Consider the following 20,123-nt stretch of genomic DNA (forward strand, 5'->3'; position numbering starts at 1 on the left):
TTAAAGAAAAGTTGAATTCTGTGGGAGCAGGGTTCAGTTTTTTTATTGTCTGTAGATTATGAATCTTTGCATGAGGTATTTGTATTAGGGAAAGTGATGTAGGCAGCAGTAAGAGAAAATATAAACGCTATAGAACAAATCAGATAAGAGGCTCTGGCTTATCAAAGTAATAGCCTTGCGCATAATCTACGCCTAGCTGAGTTAATGCCTCAACAACATTCTCTTCTTCTACAAATTCAGCAACAATTTCTTGTCCTGCAGCTTTAGCTATTTCGCAAATAGACTTCACTGTAGTGTAGTCTAATGGGTTGTCCAGCATGTTGGTGATAAACGCACCGTCTATTTTTATTATGTCGGTAGGCAATTCTTTAATGTAAGCATATGACGAATGTCCACTACCAAAGTCGTCTAAGGCAAACCTACAGCCTAAAGCTTTTATGTTGTCCATGAACAAGCGAGCCCGCTTTGTATTCGTGATAGCGGCTGTTTCAGTAATTTCGAAACAGAATTTATCTGCAGGTAACTTACTATGAGTGAACTTGTTAATTATGAAGCTTTCTAGCTCGTTATCGGTTAATGAATGACCCGATAAATTAATTGAAATAGTGGCAATGTCTTTAACTTGATCACTGTGTTCAACAAAATAATCATAAACTGCATTAATCACCCAAAGATCTATTTTACTGCTGAGTTTGTAGCGCTCGGCAATAGGAAAGAAACTTGCGGGGCTAACTATGCCGCCTTGGCTATCAAGCATTCTTACTAATATTTCAAAATACTTACCTGTGTTCTGTTGTTGTAAAGGCACAATATCTTGTTTGTATAAAACAAATGAGCCGTTAGCAATGGCATTATTTATTTGATGAACAGACTGCATGTCTTGCTGTTGCTCGCTTACATCAACATCATTAATATCAAATAAGTGTACTGTGTTTCTACCAGAGCTTTTAGCTAAACTGCAGGCTACGTCTGCCGCGTGTAACAAGTCTGTGGTTGTGCTTTTTGGTGTTTTTGGAGCAACACCAATACTTGCACTTAGCTTGAAGGTTTCTGTTTCACATTGATAAGTTAACTGATTAATATCTGCTTTGATTTGATTGGCAATCTTAAGGGCTTTAGCTTCTTCACAATGCTTAATTAAAATAGCAAACTCATCACCACCTAAGCGAGCAACGGTATCGTAACTGCGGACATTGTCTTTAAGTATACGTGCAACATTTATTAATATTTCATCGCCTGCGGCATGGCCACATGAGTCGTTAATGGTTTTAAAATAGTCTAAATCGATAAAACATAAAAAGTACCGATGTTCATTGTCTTCTATTATGTTGTTTAACTCACGCTCAAAGGCTCTACGGTTGTTGAGTTCAGTGAGAGGGTCGTGTGATGCTTGATGAGATAAAGTATGCGTTAGAAACTTAAAATCGTTACTTAATTCCATTATCTCAGTCGGAGCATTTTTAACGGCTTTAAAACTGCCGCCAGCTAATGCTTTATGAGATGAAACTATTAAACCATTGATAGGTTTGCAGATTTTTCTATTAGCCCACGACCATAAGAGAATAACAAATAAGAAGAATACACCACGACCAACCCAGACTACCGTATTCATGAAAAGTTTTTCTTGTTTGAGTTCAGTCGCGTCTTGAATTATGAGGTTATTAGTTTCTTCTAAGAGAAATTGAATGTCTTGCGATAGGGTTAAACTAATAGGATCGTATTCATCAAGTAAATGTCCTAAGCGTGTTTCTAATTCGTTCGGAGGAATATCTCCAATAATGTCTAAATACTTATCTATTTTTTTGATATTTATAATGGAACGTTGGATTTGGGTATCAAATTTCTTGAAATAACTATCAACAGATATTTCAGTTAATTCATTACTTAAGTAATAGCCCATATTTTTTGAGCCGTAAATAAGATAGGTATTTCCAGAGGCTACAACCAGATCAGTCGATACTAAAAATTGAGCTGCGCTGTTTTCTATACGTTCAAGATCTTTTGCCAACAACATACTTTTGTTGTATTTGTCTGCTAAGGCTTGCACATGAGTAAAGTGATAAGCAATAACTTGCTCTAAAGCGTAAGCGCCTAGTAGCCCGGTGATCACTAATATGGCTAAATAGCTACGAATTCTCATTAAAAACCTTTATTGCTCAAGGTGTGTAATTTTATCAATTTCACCTTTCCAGCTGATATCAGTAATCGCGAGAGTTTTTAAGGCTGAGCGTAAAGTTAATAAAGCCAGTCGAGGTGTTTGTTGAAAAGCTTTTTTACCTTCATCAGAAAGTTCTTCCCCGTTTTCACTCAGTAAAGCTTGTAGTTGTGAGAAAGACTTATCTTTTAAAACGGCGTTAATATTCTTAATAGTATTCTCATTACATTCTGGGCTACGGCAACGCTGATAATGAAAACCTTTAATACTGCGATCTACGTTTATTGCCCATGCTATTTCTACTAAGCCCCATTTAGCCCACTCTGATCGAGCTTGTAAAAATCCAACATGTTTATTATTTTTAGACAGTACATATAAGGTATGTTGACCCACCTCACTTTGATGAAGTGTGAACGAGAGTTCGTCTTTAAGCGTTAAGCGATCTTCTTCTGTTATGGTAGACACTAATGAACGAAACTCATAACCGTCATCATAAAGCATTTGAATGGCTGAAACAGGATCTCTTAAAGAGCAAAAAGCTGCATTCGCAGATGATAACGTTACTACTTCTACAAGTATAACAAGCAGTAAAAATTTGAGTTTATTTAGCATATATTACTTACCACTACATTCTATATCTAAGTTGAACGCTTAATACGGGGTCTATCTCTATTGTAGCTGTATCTTCTAGTTTATGCTTATATTGAGCACTAATATCGAAACCATTTTGATCTAACCATTGAACCCCTGCTAGCCAATAACTTGTTGATTGCGTTGCATTACTGATTTCGTGATTAATTTCAGTGCTTTGATAGCCTAGTTGAATATAGCTAGATAAGCTTTCTCTAGGGTTCATCCAAAGCGCTTCAATTAAAGCATTCACAGTATCATTTTTTGCAGTAGAGCCCACAGAAGATTCCGCTTTGAATTGCCATTGATAATAATAGTAAGACGCATCAATTCCCAACTTCTGTCGTTGAGTTACGCCATTTCTACCTAAGACATCACCAGTAAACCACGACAAGCCAGCAACCATGTTTTTATTGCTTAGTGTGCCTATTCGCCCTGAAAATATGTGTGGGTTACCATGGCTTCTTATTTCATTACCCGAGCCACGAGTAATAGCTATTTCGTACTCAAATAGAGGCAATATACCATTTACTGAAACGCCCCAATCACCTTTTATACCTCGGTCACTGATGGTGAACTGGCGTAATGTACCATTAGTATCTAATTGATACTCCAGACCAAAAGGTACTTCAAAATGTCCAACTCTGATGTTGAATTGACCTTGGCTTAACCCTGTATAGTTAAAATTAACCATACGCCATGTTATTTCTGTGTCGTTACCATCGTCGAAAGTAAGTGAAGGGTTGTTATTGTTATTTATTCTTACGATGTAAGGCTGAAAGAGTAATGTGCCAATATCTGATGTGTCGTTACTAAATACTTTATGTATATCTAATCCGATAGCATGCATGAAGGTGCTATGTTCTTTGTCTATGTTATGAGTAATACGGGTTGAAGCATCAATAGTCCAACGACTATTCTCACCTAAAAAGTCTGATTCTTCAGGACTAGCAACAGATTGTTGAGAAAACAACAATAAGCCTGTCTGGATAAGAATTAAGAGAACTAATAATATTTTATTCATAAATTTATATTTTTAAATCGGTTTATGTACAGAAAAAAGTAATAGATTAAATCTATAGATATAAACATAGGTGTAAGTTGTTCTTTTATTGTAGTACAGAATTAACATCTTGGTTGAGTTAAATATGTTTTCTTCATAAATAATTAAAGGTATGAAGAGTAAGATTACATCATTTATTTAACAAATAATGGCCTTTATAAACAACAGACCATCATTTTTTATTTGATGTTAAAAGTAAAATGATAAATTTTAAGTTCAGGTTATAACTTAAGGTTTGAGCTCATCTACGAGTGATTTATTGGCGGTATCAACTTCATTTAATACTGTAGGTTCTATTATATTCTCACTAATACTTTCATTAACCATTAACATTGCTATTTCGTTTCTTGCGTGAATAAGTGAATTAATTTTGAATTTATTTAAAGCAAGTTTCTCTTTACGTGTATTCACTTGAGTAATGATATTAGCGTCTGGGTAGTAACCTAAAACCGCTTCGATGATCACTTGTTTAGTCACGAGAGAATCAAGAGTTAAAATCACCGAGTGAGAGTCTTTAACTTTTAACGAATCTAATACGGGGAGTTTATCTAAATGACCAAAATAGGCGATATAACCGCGTTCTCTTGCCACTAAAACGTGCTGTAAGTTATCTGAAATAATATAAAATTTAACGTTATTCTTTTCTAATTTGCGAGCAACAATTTTACCTAAAATTTCGAAACCACAAATAATGGTGTGACCTGATGCGTCAATCGGCGTAATTTTATCTGATTCAAAAAAGTCTTCTGCAAATAAAGCGGCAATCTTATATATATTGTTCACCATAAACGGTGTCACTATCATCGATAATACTGTTATCAGAATTAACGAGCTTTGTAGTTCCGGCGTAATAATATTTTGATTACCTGCTAGGGTAAAAATCGCAAACGAGAATTCACCAATCTGACACAAGGCAATGGCTGACTTAACTGACTCACTTTTATTAGATTTATGTCTAATTAATAAGAAGATAATAATAGCTTTAATCAACATAACTAATACAAGTAACGACAACACAATAAAGAAGTTACTCGCAAAATAAGACACATCTATTTTGGTGCCGATTGAGAAGAAAAAGGCACCTAATAATAAGTCTTTATATGAGGCAATATCGGCTTCTACTTTTAAATGAAACTTAGTTTCAGCAATGATCATCCCTGCGATAAATGCGCCTAAAGAATAACTAAAACCAAATGCATGGGCGATAAGCGACGTACCTAATACAATGGTAAATACTGAGCCTAAAAACAGTTCTTCCATTTGTGCTTTAGATGAGAAATGTAATAACCAAGCGATAATTCGTTTACCAATAGTAAACATAAATACTATGATAATTGTGCCGTATAGCGCGGTTTTAAGCAGAATGTCGCTTAGGGGTAAGCTATCGTCAGCTAAAAAGCTGATAAGTAATAAAATAGGAATAACGGCAATGTCTTGGAAGATAAGCACTGCAACAGACTTCTCACCATAAGGCGTGATTATATCTTTCGATTTTTTCAAATACGGCAATACGATAGCCGTGGAAGAGAGGCTAAACGCTAAGGAGATAATAACTGATGAAGTTACATCAACGGAAAAAGCAAAATAAGCCAAACAAAATATGGATATGGAACATAAGGCGACTTGCATAAAACCATTGAAAAATATGAGGTATTTCAATTTATGAAGTTTGGCGAAAGACATCTCTAAGCCAATCGTAAACATTAAGAAGACGATACCAAATTCACCAATAAGATCGAGTGAGTTGTGGCTGTCGGCTGCTCCACCATCGATACTGAATATAATACTGATAATCGTACCTGTAACTATGTAGCCGATAATATGCGAGATAGAAAACTTGGTCAGTATGATATTTAAAACACTTGCTAGCGCTAATGAAACTGCAAGAATAGTAAGAGTAGAGTCCATTTTGGCTCCTTAAATGAAGTGTTTGTTATGAATTATGCAAAAAATACACCATAAGATAAAGGTATTTTTAGTGTAAAAGCACTTATTATTCAGACAGATAAAATATCAAATAATATAACTAATTTAAGCGATTCAGATTACTACTCAATTAGGGAAATTAAGCACTGTTTTAGTGCGAAGAGTTGAGTTAAACGTTGATGTAGAAGTTGGGTGATTACTGATATGAAAACTTGTATCTAAAGTTGTATGGAGAGTTGTTCGAGAAAGAGGCGCAGGCTAGTTTTTAAGCGTTTACTATTACATGTAATCTTCCTATTCAGGATCCTATATTTACCACTAGGCATCAAACCTTATCAATCAATCAAACATTAACCATCAAGCATTAAACATCAGACATTAACCATCACGCATTGAAATTAGCGCTTATCTATCTAACCAATCTATAAGATCTTGCTGAGTATCAATATCGATAGCCGCACTATTTAATAATACGGGCTGTAGATTCTCTTTATTTTTATGGAGGAGGGCTTTAGCGCCTTTATCTCCATGCAGCGTGGTGAGTTCTTTAAAGTAACGCTGTGGAAAAATAGCAGGAGGCATCAATTCTTGTTCAGCTTGAGCGCAAACCAATTTGTCAGGTGTGGATTGTGACTGCTCAATTAAACGAATGTAGTCATCAGCAGTTAAAGCTACTTGGTCTGCAAGGGCGATCATTATATGACTTGGCTTCGCTGTACCTTGTGCTTCAAGTATTTCAGATACTGATTGAGCAATCGTATGTCCTAAACCTAGATGGGCGTTTTCACAATAATGAATATGATAGCGATCGCCAATTAAAGCCGACAATTGTTGATGATAAAGCCCTGTGGCTACCTGCAAGTTATTGTCAGCTATGTTTAATTCGTACAGAGCATTACCTAGCTGATTTAACACTTGTTCAATTAAGGTTGATGGATGCTCTTTAAGTTCAGATGTCGCTATTAACGTTTGCTTATTACTTACTTCTGATAATAGTTTGATGCCATTAAAGCGCTCACTTTTACCTGCTGCGAGTAGAATAACGTTTAAGTGATAGTCATTGTTACTCATAAAACATGGCTTATCGATTGCGCTTTTTTGTTGTGTAAACTGGCATGACATTCTGAAAGTATTGCTAGAGCGATGCTTTCAGGCAAGGTTCCGCCAATACTTAAACCTGCAGGTCCAGCAAAAACAAAAGGTAAGCTTTGTTCGTTAACTTTAGCTTGGGTAATAACTTGCTGTTTTCTGTTATTAGGTCCAAGTAAGGCTAAGTATTTCAGCTGACTTGTGGCTAAGGCTTGCAGTGCTTGGGCATCAATTTCAATATTATGGCTCATCAATACCGCAGCATTCACATCTTCCTGACCAGCAAACGAAGTAAGTACGCTCGCATCGCCTTTTATAATATTGTCGACGCTTGAGAAATATTCTTTCCGTGCATTAGCTGGACGTGGATCCCACAAAGACACTTTCCAACCTAACTGCTGAGCTATATTCACTAAAGGTCGGGCATCAATACCACCACCTACAACTAAAAGATGCGGTTCAGGGATTATAGGAGAAGCTAGCCAATCAGTATTTTGATCATCAGTTAAGGTATCTTTATTAGTGCCGTTTGTATCAGAAGTTACTTGATGAGGAGGATTAGCTGATTCAGCTAAAGCAGCCGTTGCCGAAAGATCAGTAATATCTTCAGCTTCAAAATAAGCTTGTTCAGTTTGTTTATCGGTTACATTGCGCTTAACAATACTTTGGTAGTAATAACCTGATATACGTTGCCTAAGTGCATTATGTACTTGATCTAAGGCTAAGTAGTTATTGTTTTGGTTAATTTGCTGCAGCATGATGTAGATAGTGCCACCACAGCCAATGCCGAGATGAAAAGATAAGTCGTCTTCATCAGAGCCATCGTAGCAAACCAAAATCGATTGACCTGTTTGCATAACTTTGCGGGCATTAATACCAATATCTGACTCTAAACAACCGCCACTTAGCATACCCAGTTGATCGCCTTGGCTGCTAAATAGCATTATGGCTCCAGGCTTTCTGTAGCAAGGACCACGAGTGTCGTAAATGGTCGCTAAAACCCAATCGGAATTATCTCGGTTGGGATACCACTTAGCGAGTAAGTGTGACAGATGATTACTCATAAAAATTTATACAACTTATGGTTTAAAAAAGCGTTTAAAAAATAAAATGCCAGACTCGGCTAGTCGTGCTGGTTTTTCGTTAATAATGATTGTTTGTGTCATGTTTTTCGTCCCTTTAGATCGTTAATATAATCTATATTCGGGTTAACGAATTATATAACGAGTTAGTTGTTTAGGGATTAGTTTTTATTTTATATTCACATAAAGACGATGACATAAACATGATAAAGCCATTTACTTAATCCGTTTGGTATTACTTAGCATGAAGTGAACATAGGTTAACGGTTTATTGGAAATTTAACAAAAGTAGAAGCACGTTCAAAATGCTAAACATTTATAAGGTAAGAAGTTGGTCTCGTAAGCTAAATTCAGGCATATATTCCGATAATCCAGATTGATATTGGATTATCGGATGATGATGTTATGAAAGAGGTTAGTGAATAAATCTAGCCGAGCAATTTCATATATAAGAAATATCCGCCAGCGGCAAACATGGTGATGATGCCAATAACACTCCACAGTTGAAGTAAAAATGATGGGCGGTGTTCGACAGGTATTTCATCGGATATCATGGCTTTATGGTTAAGTATTGCGATAAAAGGTGCTGTGGTAAAACTGATACTGGTCGCAAAATCTATGAACACTCCAAACGAAGAAGTGAAAAAATAAATGATCACCATTACCCCCGTAAATTGCATCAATAAAAAGGCAATATAGAGAAACTTATTGTCTTGATCACTGGTGAAAATTCTACTCAGCATACGTGGTGAACCATCCATCAAGGCAAATTGCGTTGATACCATAACCACAATGGCTGTAGTGCCAATAATAGGAAAAACCCATTGCCCCATCGTATCGGTAAAGAGAGATATCAAAAACTTTGCAAAGCCTGCTGGCGATGACTGAGGAAATTCGACGCCTGTTCTATAGATAAGTACCGCGCCAATAAAAACGAAGCAAATAGCGATAATGATAGTAATAATGTAACCCGTATTAATATCGAACAAGACGTTTTTAACATTTTGCTTAGCTTCAGTATCTGAATGATCTTTATTATGCTTTACCGCTGACCACGCAGATAAAAAGAAAGAAGCACTTGGCGGATTCGGCATCCAACCAGCCATCGCCACTAAAAATAGCAAGAACCCAGAGGTAATTTCAATATTTGGAAATAGTGATGTCGTGCTATTAAAGCCATCAGGCGCAATAATCGCTACGGTGATAAAGCAGAGTATAGTGAATGTAAACACCATAAATTTCGAAAACTTCTCGAAAAGCCCATACCCAGAGGCGATTAATAGGCTACATAAACAAGCAAAAACGATGAGTACAACCCATATATCAGCTAAGGACAAACCAAGTACATACTTGATAACGCCCGCAGTTAATAAGGCTACCGCAGCAGTCGATATAAATAAGTCGATAAGCACTGATATGATCAGCAACCATTTGGCATAAAATCCTGTGTCTTTATAAACGTACAACAGAGATTTACCTGTGATCGCTGAATATTGCACAGCAAAACGAAATAATGGGTATTTTAACAGTGAAGCTAAAATAACAAGAGCCAATAAACTCAAACCATATTCGGCACCCGCTCGGGTTGATTGAACAAGATGAGATACGCCTATCGCCATGGCAGCGAAAACTATCCCAGGACCTAAGCGCCCTAATAATGCAAACATATTAACTTCCTATATTATGGAGTTTGTGGATCGAGATTAACCTGACGAGAAACAATTTCACAGTGTTTTCCGTCAAAATGAAGTACGTCTTGATAGTGACCCGTTATATTCATCGTTGCTGACTTTGGCTCAGTGATTTTTAATAAAGTAAGAGCGAAAAATGATTTAGCATGATATGTATCATCACTAAATAAGTTTAAGTGTACGTCATTTACAATATGATGAGTTTTTGTTGTTGCTAACGCTATGCTTAATCGGTCTGTAATTTGCTCGCGTCCTTTCAAAGATATGCCGAGCTTTTTAACTTCAAATAATGAATTTTCACTAAACAAAGTACCGTACTCTTTAATTGGGCCATTATCTCGTAGTTTAGGATATGCGCGTATTGTTTCCTCGCAAATAGAGTTACCTGATTGAACAATTTTATTAAGTGTAGAAGGAGTATTTGCCGCTGCACTGTGACTAAATAAAAGAGCAACGGATATAAATAAGTATAAAAACTTCATAGGATTATAGTCTTGGCTTGGGGGAGTTGAAGGAAACTTAAGGAAAACAGAGGTATAACAATAATTTGATATACCTCTGAAAAAGAACTTAGAATACGCGCTTAACGCTAATGTATGCTTCAGTTCCTCGACCATAAATAACTTCTGAGTAAGACAAACGAGGGTTATTGTTTGAAGAGGTAATGTATTCTTCATCAAACAAATTAGTTACACCGCCAGTTACTATCCAGCTTTCTTCTTGGCTAGTGTAAGTGATACTTGCATTTGCGATGCTTTGGCTAGGATGAACAACTTCAGGTGCGTTATTAGCATCACCTTCTACGCTCGATTTATAAGACAAATCAAGACGAGACATTAAAGTACCACCTTGAGAAAGCTCACTGTAGTAAACCATATTTAAACTAGCAGTCGTATCTGGAATACGGGCTAGGTCACAATTAGGTAAACAAGAAAACTCTACCGAATCATCTAACTCGTCATATTTAGCATCTAATAAACCTAAGCTACCTTCAACAACAAAATCGTCAGTAACAAACCAAGAAAACTCAGCTTCTATACCATCAATACTCGCGCTGGCGGCATTGTCTGTAACTGTTGCGCCTGAGCTACTTGGTGTACTTGCGCTCACTTGCATGTCCTCATAATCCATTTGGAATGCAGCAAGATTTAAAGAAACACCATTATCAAAGGTAAATTTGGCGCCAATTTCTATCATATCGACATATTCAGGATCGTAGCTGATAGCTTTTAAATCGTCGCTTGGGTCATCATTACCCAAACCTGTTGGTGCTAAATAACGAGGATTAAAACCACCTGATTTGAAACCTTGAGAGAATGTGGCATAAGTAAATATTTTATCACTTACATCGTAGGCGGCTGTTATACGTACCGTTGTATCAGAGATATCTGTTTTGGTATCGTCTTCAACTAAAGTGACTAAGGCAGGTAAGCCAGCAGCTAAGTAGTCATCTACTGAAATAATGTCAAAGCCTGTTGGATTATAAAGTGGCGAAGGTGCATCGCCGTTAAAACCAAATATTTGACTGGTTTTATAGGTTTTTTCTTCTTCCGTGTAACGTAACCCTGCGGTTAAATGAAAGCGTTCTGTTACATCGTAAGTGGCCTCACCGAAGATTGCCCAGTTATCGTTTTCTACGGCATTATCAAATAATCCACGGATCAAAATCGTTCTGCTTTCTGCAGGCAAAACAACGTTTACATCTTCAATTGCTGATTCACTGAAATAGTAATAACCTGCTAACCATTTTAATTTTTCATGCTTACCTGAAACGTTAAATTCTTGGCTAAACTGGTCTTGATCTTGATAATTAATGGTATCAAAAACATGGAACTGCGTAAGGTCTGAATCACGTTGGAATTTAGATTCTAGCTCGCGGTATGCAGTAACTGATTTGAATGATATTTCATCCATGTCATATTCAACGGAAAGAGAAGCACCGAATATTTCGTTGATTGAAACCGATGGTGTTGTTGAGTTGGTTTTATCTTTATCCGAATTAAGCGCGTTTACGCCAAAACAGCTATCAGGATTCGCATCAACATGGGTGATGTAGTTAGAGTAAGCTGGCGTTGTGGTATTTAAATCACCATTACTCAGAAAGGTTAAGCCATCATCAGGAGCGCCACAACCAAAGTTGTCTCCTGTGTTGAAACGATAAGGTATAGCGCCATTTGGATGACCTGTTACCGACACATTGGCGGCACCATTTTCGTCATCTCGGGTGTAATCTACATTTAGATTGGTTTCCCAAGCATCGTTTGGTTTCCATCTGTATTGACCACGAAGTGAATAGGTATTGTCGTCACCTAAATCTTGACCAATAGCATTTTCAACATAACCATCTCTTTTCTTAACTAAACCAGTAAGTTTTACTGCTGAAGTATCGCCAATAGGTAAGTTAACTGAGCCTTGAACTTCTCTGCGGTTATCACTGCCATAAGTCGCTTTGGCAAATCCACTAACCTCATCTAAATCGGGCTTTTTAGAAATAAGTTGAATAGCTCCACCTATGGTATTTCGACCAAATAACGTACCTTGTGGACCTCTTAAAACTTCGACGCGTTCTAGATCTAATAAATCGATAATGCCGCCCACTGAGCGAGCCATATAAACACCATCAACATAAATACCTACACCAGGATCTGAGTTGATGGTGAAATCAAGTTGGCCTACACCACGAATAAAAACACTTGGTGCGGCTGAATTACCTGAAACGGGAGAAGCTCCGTCAAAAACAACATTAGGAGCTACTTTGGCAACGTCACTAACGTCCTGAAAGCCTCTTACTTCTAATCCTTCACCGGTAAAAGCTGAAACTGCGATAGGGGTGGTTTTAATATTTTCTTCTTGTCGTCTGGCTGTTACTGAGATGACTTCCATACTTTGTTGTAAGTCAGACTTGGTGCTTGTGCTCTTTGTAGCTGTTTCTTCCGCCATTGTAGAGGTAGCGATAGAAAATGTAGACAATATCGCTAAGCAAAGAGGTAACTTCTTAAATTTATTCATGATAATTCTCCGATTGTAATTGTTTTATAGTTGTTTTTTATTTTTATTAGGTCGATTTTTATTCGCCTATTTATGTTCATATGAACATATTATTATGCTAAAGTAAATATAGTTATCCTTCTTAAAATAATTAAATAATGGCAGAGAATATGAAAAAAAATAATGAAACGAAATGCCAAAAGTCAAAAACGCCACTTCTTTTTGATACCTCAATTTCTATCAAAATAAGACAGCTAACCGATCAAATGCTTACTCCCGGAAATCAATTACACGCAATACCTGAATCTATGAGTGTAAAAGAATGGCAAGTGATTGCGGTGTTAGCTAAATTTGGAAAAATGACCAACAAAGATATTTGCGAATATATAAAGCAAACTCATGTCGCTATTTCTCGTGTTGTTAAACAATTGAAGAAGCAGCAACTTGTAGAAACTGAACCGTCTGAAATGGATAAGCGCAAAGTTGAAATAATACTGACAGACAAAGGACTTTCGTTGCACGACGAGATAGTGCCTAAACGTTTAAAGCTAAATGACGAGATAGATAACGGCTTAACACCTGATGAAAGAACTACATTTTTAATGCTTATTTCAAAACTTGAGAAACACGTACAAGCTTTGAATAGTCGATCTGAAGAGTCATGAATAAGACGTATTAATTTTTTCATCTTTTAGATTAAGGAGTTATAGTCAATCAATTAACTTACTGAAATACTTATAATTCAATAATAAATATCTCTATAAAAATAAAATAGGTTGTACATGTCATTAGATTTAGAAATATATGCGCCCATAAATGTACCGATTAATTGGCAGTCAGAACAAATAGCGGAGAGTGAACAACGCTACCAATTATTAGAAAAGTATTTTTCAAAGATCGAAGGCTTAGAAATAGAACCGAATAACTGGCCAATGGGATATGGTTCATTAGATCACGATAATTTATCAGAGTTGTATCAGCCAGCCGCTATTTTCAAAATCACTGATTTAACTGCAGAGTCTGATGTTAGCCATGTAAGCTTGTATGTTTACGATAGTTGTCTTGCGGTATTAAACTTAGGTTTAACTGTAGATGCTGATTTGAGTAATATTGATGATTTAGCTATTTCACAGCGCGTTGATGAGTTATCAATGGAATATTTAGCACCTATATTGAAGTTAATATACGCATTGAAAACGGAAGCGCCCATGATCCAGCCTAGCGCTTATCGATTTTTTAATAGTGACAAAGAAGACCTCACGAGTGCGAAGCCTTTATGGGTTGCGCGTATGCTGAAGAAAAATCAAAACCTGACACCAGAACACTATTTAAACTGGCTTAAAAATGTTGATGCTGAATCTGACATTTTACATTTAGGCTCAGGTAATTCTTTACTGCTTCAAGAAGAGTATTACTCAGATGTGAATCGCATTATGGTGATGTCGCAATTTCACGCAGCGCTGATGGAACGTATAGAAGACTTATTAAAAGACAATCTAAAAAAGCTTAACAGTCATTATTATAATAAAACTCCTGTTAAGTCATTAAGCTTGAACGTTACGAACCAGCAATATCGAAATGATCATATCGAATATATTAATATTCAAGTATCAGCAGCTGAAGCAGGCGTTCAAGGTAAACGCCGTGAATTATTTCAACAATTTAGTCAGGCTTGGGGGTTTAATGAACAGCGTGAACGAGTAACAAAATTAACAGGTTTAACTCAAAGTCGTTTAGATCGTTTAGCACAAGAAAAGCTGCGTCAACAAAATAAGGTAATACAGACCTTATTAACTTTTTTAGGTACACTTGGATTACTTAGTTTAGTTATAGACTTAATTAGTATGGGAAATACTACTCCGCATGCAGATAGCACAGGCGTATTAGATTTCATTCAATTGCTCTCAGCCGAGCACATACTTAATATTACGTTTATGTTCGTTATTTTACTCACTCTTTACTTTTATAAGAATCATGAATAAACGCATCCGCTTTACCATTATATTTTCAACGCCCAACTTTCCTTATCAGGCAGTTATGGACTGGCTTAGCCCTAAGTTAGGCGAGTTATTTGCTGGCGCTTGTTGTCAGCCTATTGATGGTATTTGGTCGGAAGATGGTGAGCACGATAAAGAAGTATATCAAGCTGGTATTCAAGAGAAAGGTATGAAAATTCTTTTATCTGTCACCTTAGACAAAGAAGAGCAAGCTAAACAACAGATAAAACAATTACTACAAGGCTTAAAACAAGCGCTCAACTTATCTATTTCTTGGGTTCATATTGAACAAGAAGAAGTCTTTGCCCACCATATCCAATTAAATTAGTCAGTTGCCATAAATTACATGAACCCTGCTTACTTTATTAATGAGAAAGTGAGCGGGGGTTTAAGCATTTATTGATATTTACATAGTTAAACCAACCTTAATGTTAAGCTAGTCTTTAATCGTCTGAATTAATTAAAATCCTAAAGGAAATCTAAATGCTAGAATTAGCCATTATCTACCTAGCTGCTGCAATTATTGTTGTACCGCTAGCAAAACGTTTGGGTTTAGGTTCCGTACTTGGGTATTTATTTGCCGGTATGCTGATTGGCCCTTATGCTTTAGGTATGGTTGGCGATCAAACGGATGTTATGCACTTTGCTGAATTTGGCGTAGTGATGATGCTGTTTTTAGTGGGGTTAGAGCTTCAACCTTCAAGACTTTGACGGTTAAGAAAATCAATTTTAGGTTTAGGTGGATTACAAGTTGTAGTGACCAGCGCTGTATTTTTCGCGATTGGTTATCTTTTATTTGAGATGAAGTGGCAGACATCGTTAGCTACCGCACTTATGTTATCACTCTCTTCTACCGCCATTGTATTACAGACATTAACTGAAAAAGGTTGGATAAAACAAGAAGCGGGTCAAAACTCATTCTCGGTACTTTTATTTCAAGACATTGCTGTCATTCCTATTCTTGCACTTCTCCCCTTGTTAGCCTTTTTACCCGCGAAAGAAAGCCAAGAGCATAGCGAATCTATAATTTCGCATTTACCTGTGCTTGAACAAGTAGGTATATCTATCGCCGCTATCGTGTTTATTATTTTTGCAGGACGTTATATTTCAGCGCCTATATTCAGGTACATAGCTGAAACACGCTTACGAGAAATGTTTACGGTATTTGCTTTATTCTTAGTCATCGCAATTGCTTTACTCATGCAAAAAGTAGGACTCTCCCCCGCGCTTGGCACATTCTTAGCAGGTGTCGTATTAGCTGAAAGTGAATTTAGGCATGAGTTAGAAGTTGATATAGAGCCGTTTAAAGGTTTGTTATTAGGTTTGTTCTTTGTCACGGTTGGCGCATCAATTGATTTTGAATTATTGAGTCAGGCTTTTGTTACTGTCGTGCTACTCGTTGTATTACTTATACTCGTTAAAGTTGCCGTACTTTATGTTCTGGCATTTTTATTCAAAATGAACAAATCAAACCAACTGCTGTTTGCCCTTGCTTTAGCTCAAGGCGGTGAATTTGCTTTTGTATTACTTGGTTTAACTTCATCATTACAAATATTATCAGTAGAACAAACAAAGTTAACCACCCTTGTTGTAGCGGTATCAATGCTTTTCACACCTGTTATCTTAATGGTTTATGAAAAAATAATTAACAAAAAGAAAAGTGGTCCAGCCTTTGATGATAAGGAAGAAATGGAAACGAGTAAGAGCGTTATCATTGCTGGTTATGGTCGTTTCGGACAAATGATAGGACGTTTATTAAAAGCACAAGGCTACCAAGTTACGATTCTTGATCACAGCGCTAGTCAGATTGATCTGTTACGAAAGTTTGGGCATAAGGTTTTTTATGGTGATGCAGCTCGCAAAGATCTACTTGATGCTGCAGGTGCAAATGAAGCTAAGCTTTTAGTGATAGCCATTGATGATAGCGCAAAATCATTAGAAATAGTGGAGTTCGCACAGCGACATTATCCAAATTTAACTAGCGAAGCGTAAATCTCGGGGGCTTGCCCCCGTGCTGGATAGTGTATACTGGGGGGACCCCAGTAAATGCTATTCTTCATATGGAACTTCAAAGAAATACACATCATGTCTTTAGATTAATGTACCACTTTGTGTGGATACCAAAGTATCGACACAAAGTCTTCATTGAACCCTATCGTTCAACAATGAAAGCAATTATTCAAAAAGTAGGATATGACTACGATATTGATATCGTAGAGTTAGAAATTCCGAGTGACCATATTCATATGGTTATTAGAGGGATCCCTAAACAGTCGCCAAGCGATGTTATGCAAATAATTAAAAGTATAACTGCTCGTGAGTTTTTTAGAATTTATCCTGAAATTAAAAAGCAGTATTTCTGGGGCGGTAAATTATGGACACAAAGCTTTTTTGTTGAAACGATTGGTAACGCAACAGAAGAAGTTATCAGGAAATATGTTCAAGAACAGTTAATCGAATTAGATGGTAAAGAAATTAATAGCGATCAACTGAACTTGTTTTGAAACTCGGTCGCTTGCGGCCGAGAATTTTATAGCTGGTAGTACGTGCTATTAACAGAGGCCATGCATACAAATTAATTAATATGAAAGTTGATGCATTTAACCGTGAGACTTTTGATTCTGCTATTACATTAGCTGTCGATTCTTTGAAATTATTAGGAAGAAGTACTGCCGATGCTAAAAGAGCAGGCGCAGTGTTTAGAAAGCATGACTTGGAGTCACTGTACCAGTTATCTAGTATGTCGGAAGATGATGAAAACTATGGCATTGCTGTGCGTCAGCGATCTGAAGAGCTTAACTACGTACTCTCACAAGATAAAGAAGCAGAGACTAAAAAGTCGGAAGCTGATTTATACCAAACGGATTAATTTATTGAGCAACTTAGAACTACATTAGCAAGCTTAGAACAAGCAAAATTGATTAAACATAGTTATTCTATATTTTTTTAATTTTGTGATGTTATCAGTTTGCTAATGAGCTCCCGAAGGGCGGGAATTTAAAGGCTCATATGCCGCGTTATTGATTTTGACAAGGGAATAACCATTCTCTTCAATCAATGCCTTGTCTCTAAGCCTTTAAATTCTCGCTAAGTGAGCAATAAATTAATCCGTTTGGTATTAGATACGTATTCAAAAACATAGAGCGAGTGAAAGTTGAAGAACAAAGCAAACTAAAGCTTAGCGATATTAAGGTTTTTAGATATAGAGTATTAAATTATTGATTACTCTATATCAAAAGCTTATCTATTCAATAAAGTTTAAGGTTTTATCTGAGGTATAGCTTTAGATGAGTTAGATATCTGAAAAGTATAAAGAAGTGGGGTGGCTAAAGGGACTTGAACCCTCGACAACCGGAATCACAATCCGGGGCTCTACCAACTGAGCTATAGCCACCACTGATATTACTTAAAGTACCTTGTGGTAAGGCGCGGAGAGTATATTGCATTTGAGCCGATGTTTACAAGAAAAAAATTCACTTTTACTTATTTTATCTGTGCTTTATCTTTCCTTTGTGCTTTTACCTGTTTAAAGTTTAATTTCACTTTAATATTAAGAAGCAACTTGGTTTCGACCATTTTCTTTAGCGCTATAAAGTTTTTTATCTGCCTCTTTATATAAGCTTTCAATTGTGGTGTTTTGTTGATTAACCTCAGATATTCCGATAGAAAGCGTTAACTTTATAGTTAATTCGTTATATTCAAAATTTTTGTCTTCTATTATTGAACGTATCTTTTCGGCGATGACTCCAGCCCCTTCCTTTGAGGTGTCGTGAAGTAAAATCGTAAACTCTTCACCGCCAATTCGTGCGAAGATGTCACTCTTACGCATTATTTTTTCTATCTCTTGTGTAATACTAACTAAAATAAAATCGCCTGCATGATGTCCATAGGTATCATTAATTTTTTTGAAAAAATCTATATCCATCATAAGAAGCGAGGCTTTCTTCTTGTCTCTTACTGCTATCGATAATAAGTTTTCTGCAACCTCAAAAAAATAACGTCGATTGTATATATTGGTTAAATTATCAATCATAGACAATTTATGTAGCTCTTCTACACTTTCTTCGAGTTTTTTGTTGGTTTGTATATTGACTAAATGACCGTTATAAATGGCTTTTGAAAGAAGGAGTGTTACTGGGATATAAATCAGTATTAATACCACTAAAGCAATATGCTGATGCTTACCATAATAAAATAGAATGAATATTTGTGGGATGATCATAATAAAAAAGAACACCATGTAAGCTTTGTAAATAGTTGCCATTGATAATACTGCAGCAGTAATGATGCCTATAACTATGACCAAATTAACGAGCTCGAATGGTGGAGGAGCATATATAACAACTAAACATGAAGACACCGTCCAAATACATGCTTGTAAGGCTGTAACTATCATGAATACTTTTTTCTGCTTCTGTATTCCTTGCGTGCTTGCTTGTTTTATATATTTTTTAAACATTCTGACATTATACAAACGATATGAAGCTAATAATGTTTGAGCAAAGAGCCATATAATGAGAAAAGAGAGGGGAATAAACTTAAAGAATATAACGAAATAAATAAACGAAACGATTAACAAAGCAATCATAGATCTAGGCGTTTGCTGAACTAGAACTTCTATAAGTTTAGGGTGACTCATTTTTCCTCCTTAAGTACTGGGCTTTCTAGTGTGATAATTTTTAATCATGTGATATTTAATTAAAACACTAAAACGCTTAAGCTAATGTTAGTTCATTGTATTTCCAAGAAAGTTATATATACAATAGCTAAATTATAGATCTTTTAATTATAGTGCAATTTGTAGTTTCTACTTCTTTATTCTGAATAAAGAGTAAAGTATACCCATTAGCTTATAACTTATTGTTAAGTCGTCACTATTAACATCGTTTAGGTAAGCTCGAAAAGTAAAATAATTTAACGCTAACTTGGGTTATATCGCACATCAGGTAACTTATGCATTTAGACAAAATATCAGAACAATTAGGCAAATCATCAGATGGAAAAGGCGTTAAAATTCCACCTGTAGAGTTATGGGATCCACCTTACTGTGGCGAGATTGATATTAGAATAAAAGCGAATGGTGATTGGTTTTATAACAACAGCATTTTTAAACGGTTACCGCTAGTTAAACTATTTTCTTCTGTTATTAAAAAAGAGTCAGGTGATTACTTTTTAGTAACGCCCGTTGAGAAAGTAAAAATAATTGTTGAGCAAGCGCCTTTTGTTTTAACTCAATGGCAATGGCAAGATGCGGAACAAACCATAATGACAGTTCGTACCAATGTTGAAGATGAGTTTGTGCTCGACGAAGATCATCCTTTAAGTATTGATGAACAGGGTGATTTGATGGTTACCGTTCGACGTAATTTAAAAGCGAAGGTACATCGTAATGTGTTTTATCAATGGGTAGATATAGCGCAGGAAGTAAAAACAACAAAAGGCACTGAATTAATGTTTACGAGTGCCAATTGCAATTTTAGTTTGGGTCTTGTTTAAGCAAAA

The 20,123-nt window shown here is 36.2% G+C and carries 16 protein-coding genes, 1 tRNA gene and 1 pseudogene; 7 read left to right on the forward strand and 11 right to left on the reverse strand.

Annotated features, from left to right (window positions below; all coding sequences use genetic code 11):
* Window positions 1-139: 139 nt before the first annotated feature.
* The 9 genes from ACPUVN_RS17630 to ACPUVN_RS17670 form a co-directional block, all read right to left on the reverse strand.
* On the reverse strand, window positions 140-2,140 hold the full coding sequence (locus ACPUVN_RS17630; protein WP_426369545.1) for a putative bifunctional diguanylate cyclase/phosphodiesterase: 2,001 nt from the start codon (window positions 2,138-2,140) through the stop codon (window positions 140-142).
* 9 nt (window positions 2,141-2,149) lie between these two features.
* Window positions 2,150-2,767: a hypothetical protein gene (locus tag ACPUVN_RS17635; protein ID WP_426369546.1), complete on the reverse strand. Its 618-nt coding sequence runs from the start codon at window positions 2,765-2,767 to the stop codon at window positions 2,150-2,152.
* 13 nt (window positions 2,768-2,780) lie between these two features.
* Window positions 2,781-3,809, reverse strand: a complete 1,029-nt coding sequence (locus tag ACPUVN_RS17640; protein WP_426369547.1) for a hypothetical protein — start codon at window positions 3,807-3,809, stop codon at window positions 2,781-2,783.
* 267 nt (window positions 3,810-4,076) lie between these two features.
* Window positions 4,077-5,756: a cation:proton antiporter gene (locus tag ACPUVN_RS17645; RefSeq protein ID WP_426369548.1), complete on the reverse strand. Its 1,680-nt coding sequence runs from the start codon at window positions 5,754-5,756 to the stop codon at window positions 4,077-4,079.
* A 423-nt stretch (window positions 5,757-6,179) separates the two neighbouring features.
* The gene (locus tag ACPUVN_RS17650; RefSeq protein ID WP_426359001.1) at window positions 6,180-6,845 is read right to left on the reverse strand and encodes a nucleotidyltransferase family protein; all 666 of its coding nucleotides are present in this window, start codon (window positions 6,843-6,845) and stop codon (window positions 6,180-6,182) included.
* Entirely contained in the window at window positions 6,842-7,927 is a 1,086-nt protein-coding gene (locus ACPUVN_RS17655; protein WP_426369549.1) for an XdhC family protein, read from the reverse strand. Before ACPUVN_RS17655 ends, ACPUVN_RS17650 begins: the two co-directional genes overlap by 4 nt.
* 446 nt (window positions 7,928-8,373) lie before the next feature.
* Window positions 8,374-9,612 (reverse strand): NRAMP family divalent metal transporter, encoded by a 1,239-nt coding sequence (locus ACPUVN_RS17660; protein ID WP_426369550.1) that lies wholly within the window; start codon window positions 9,610-9,612, stop codon window positions 8,374-8,376.
* A gap of 14 nt (window positions 9,613-9,626) precedes the next feature.
* A complete protein-coding gene (locus ACPUVN_RS17665) occupies window positions 9,627-10,118 on the reverse strand; it encodes a nuclear transport factor 2 family protein (protein ID WP_426369551.1) in 492 nt (163 codons plus the stop codon).
* Window positions 10,119-10,206: 88 nt separating this feature from the next.
* Window positions 10,207-12,645 carry a TonB-dependent receptor gene (locus ACPUVN_RS17670; RefSeq protein ID WP_426369552.1) on the reverse strand — a complete coding sequence of 813 codons (2,439 nt, stop codon included), beginning with the start codon at window positions 12,643-12,645 and terminating at the stop codon, window positions 10,207-10,209.
* 149 nt (window positions 12,646-12,794) lie between these two features.
* Between ACPUVN_RS17670 and ACPUVN_RS17675 the strand changes: the two genes are divergently transcribed.
* From ACPUVN_RS17675 to ACPUVN_RS17700, 6 genes and pseudogenes are all read left to right on the forward strand, one after another.
* Complete coding sequence (locus tag ACPUVN_RS17675; RefSeq protein WP_426369553.1) at window positions 12,795-13,289, forward strand: MarR family winged helix-turn-helix transcriptional regulator; 495 nt, start codon at window positions 12,795-12,797, stop codon at window positions 13,287-13,289.
* A gap of 117 nt (window positions 13,290-13,406) precedes the next feature.
* Complete coding sequence (locus ACPUVN_RS17680) at window positions 13,407-14,606, forward strand: hypothetical protein (protein ID WP_426369554.1); 1,200 nt, start codon at window positions 13,407-13,409, stop codon at window positions 14,604-14,606.
* Entirely contained in the window at window positions 14,599-14,949 is a 351-nt protein-coding gene (locus ACPUVN_RS17685) for a hypothetical protein (RefSeq protein WP_426358994.1), read from the forward strand. Before ACPUVN_RS17680 ends, ACPUVN_RS17685 begins: the two co-directional genes overlap by 8 nt.
* Window positions 14,950-15,104: 155 nt before the next feature.
* Window positions 15,105-16,598, forward strand: a pseudogene (locus tag ACPUVN_RS17690) (monovalent cation:proton antiporter-2 (CPA2) family protein); the annotation flags it as partial.
* Window positions 16,599-16,681: 83 nt separating this feature from the next.
* A complete protein-coding gene (tnpA, locus tag ACPUVN_RS17695) occupies window positions 16,682-17,125 on the forward strand; it encodes an IS200/IS605 family transposase (protein ID WP_426357338.1) in 444 nt (147 codons plus the stop codon).
* 143 nt (window positions 17,126-17,268) lie between these two features.
* Window positions 17,269-17,490, forward strand: a complete 222-nt coding sequence (locus tag ACPUVN_RS17700) for a hypothetical protein (RefSeq protein ID WP_426358993.1) — start codon at window positions 17,269-17,271, stop codon at window positions 17,488-17,490.
* Window positions 17,491-17,939: 449 nt separating this feature from the next.
* Here the strand turns inward: ACPUVN_RS17700 and ACPUVN_RS17705 are convergent.
* Window positions 17,940-18,015: transfer RNA gene (locus ACPUVN_RS17705), tRNA-His, on the reverse strand.
* A 156-nt stretch (window positions 18,016-18,171) separates the two neighbouring features.
* Window positions 18,172-19,260: a GGDEF domain-containing protein gene (locus ACPUVN_RS17710; protein ID WP_426369555.1), complete on the reverse strand. Its 1,089-nt coding sequence runs from the start codon at window positions 19,258-19,260 to the stop codon at window positions 18,172-18,174.
* A 314-nt stretch (window positions 19,261-19,574) separates the two neighbouring features.
* On the opposite strand from ACPUVN_RS17710, the gene ACPUVN_RS17715 reads away from it, so the two are divergent.
* Window positions 19,575-20,117 carry a DUF1285 domain-containing protein gene (locus tag ACPUVN_RS17715; RefSeq protein WP_426358991.1) on the forward strand — a complete coding sequence of 181 codons (543 nt, stop codon included), beginning with the start codon at window positions 19,575-19,577 and terminating at the stop codon, window positions 20,115-20,117.
* Window positions 20,118-20,123: the final 6 nt, after the last annotated feature.

This window comes from Pseudocolwellia antarctica, from assembly GCF_049933045.1.
Lineage (GTDB): Bacteria > Pseudomonadota > Gammaproteobacteria > Enterobacterales > Alteromonadaceae > Pseudocolwellia.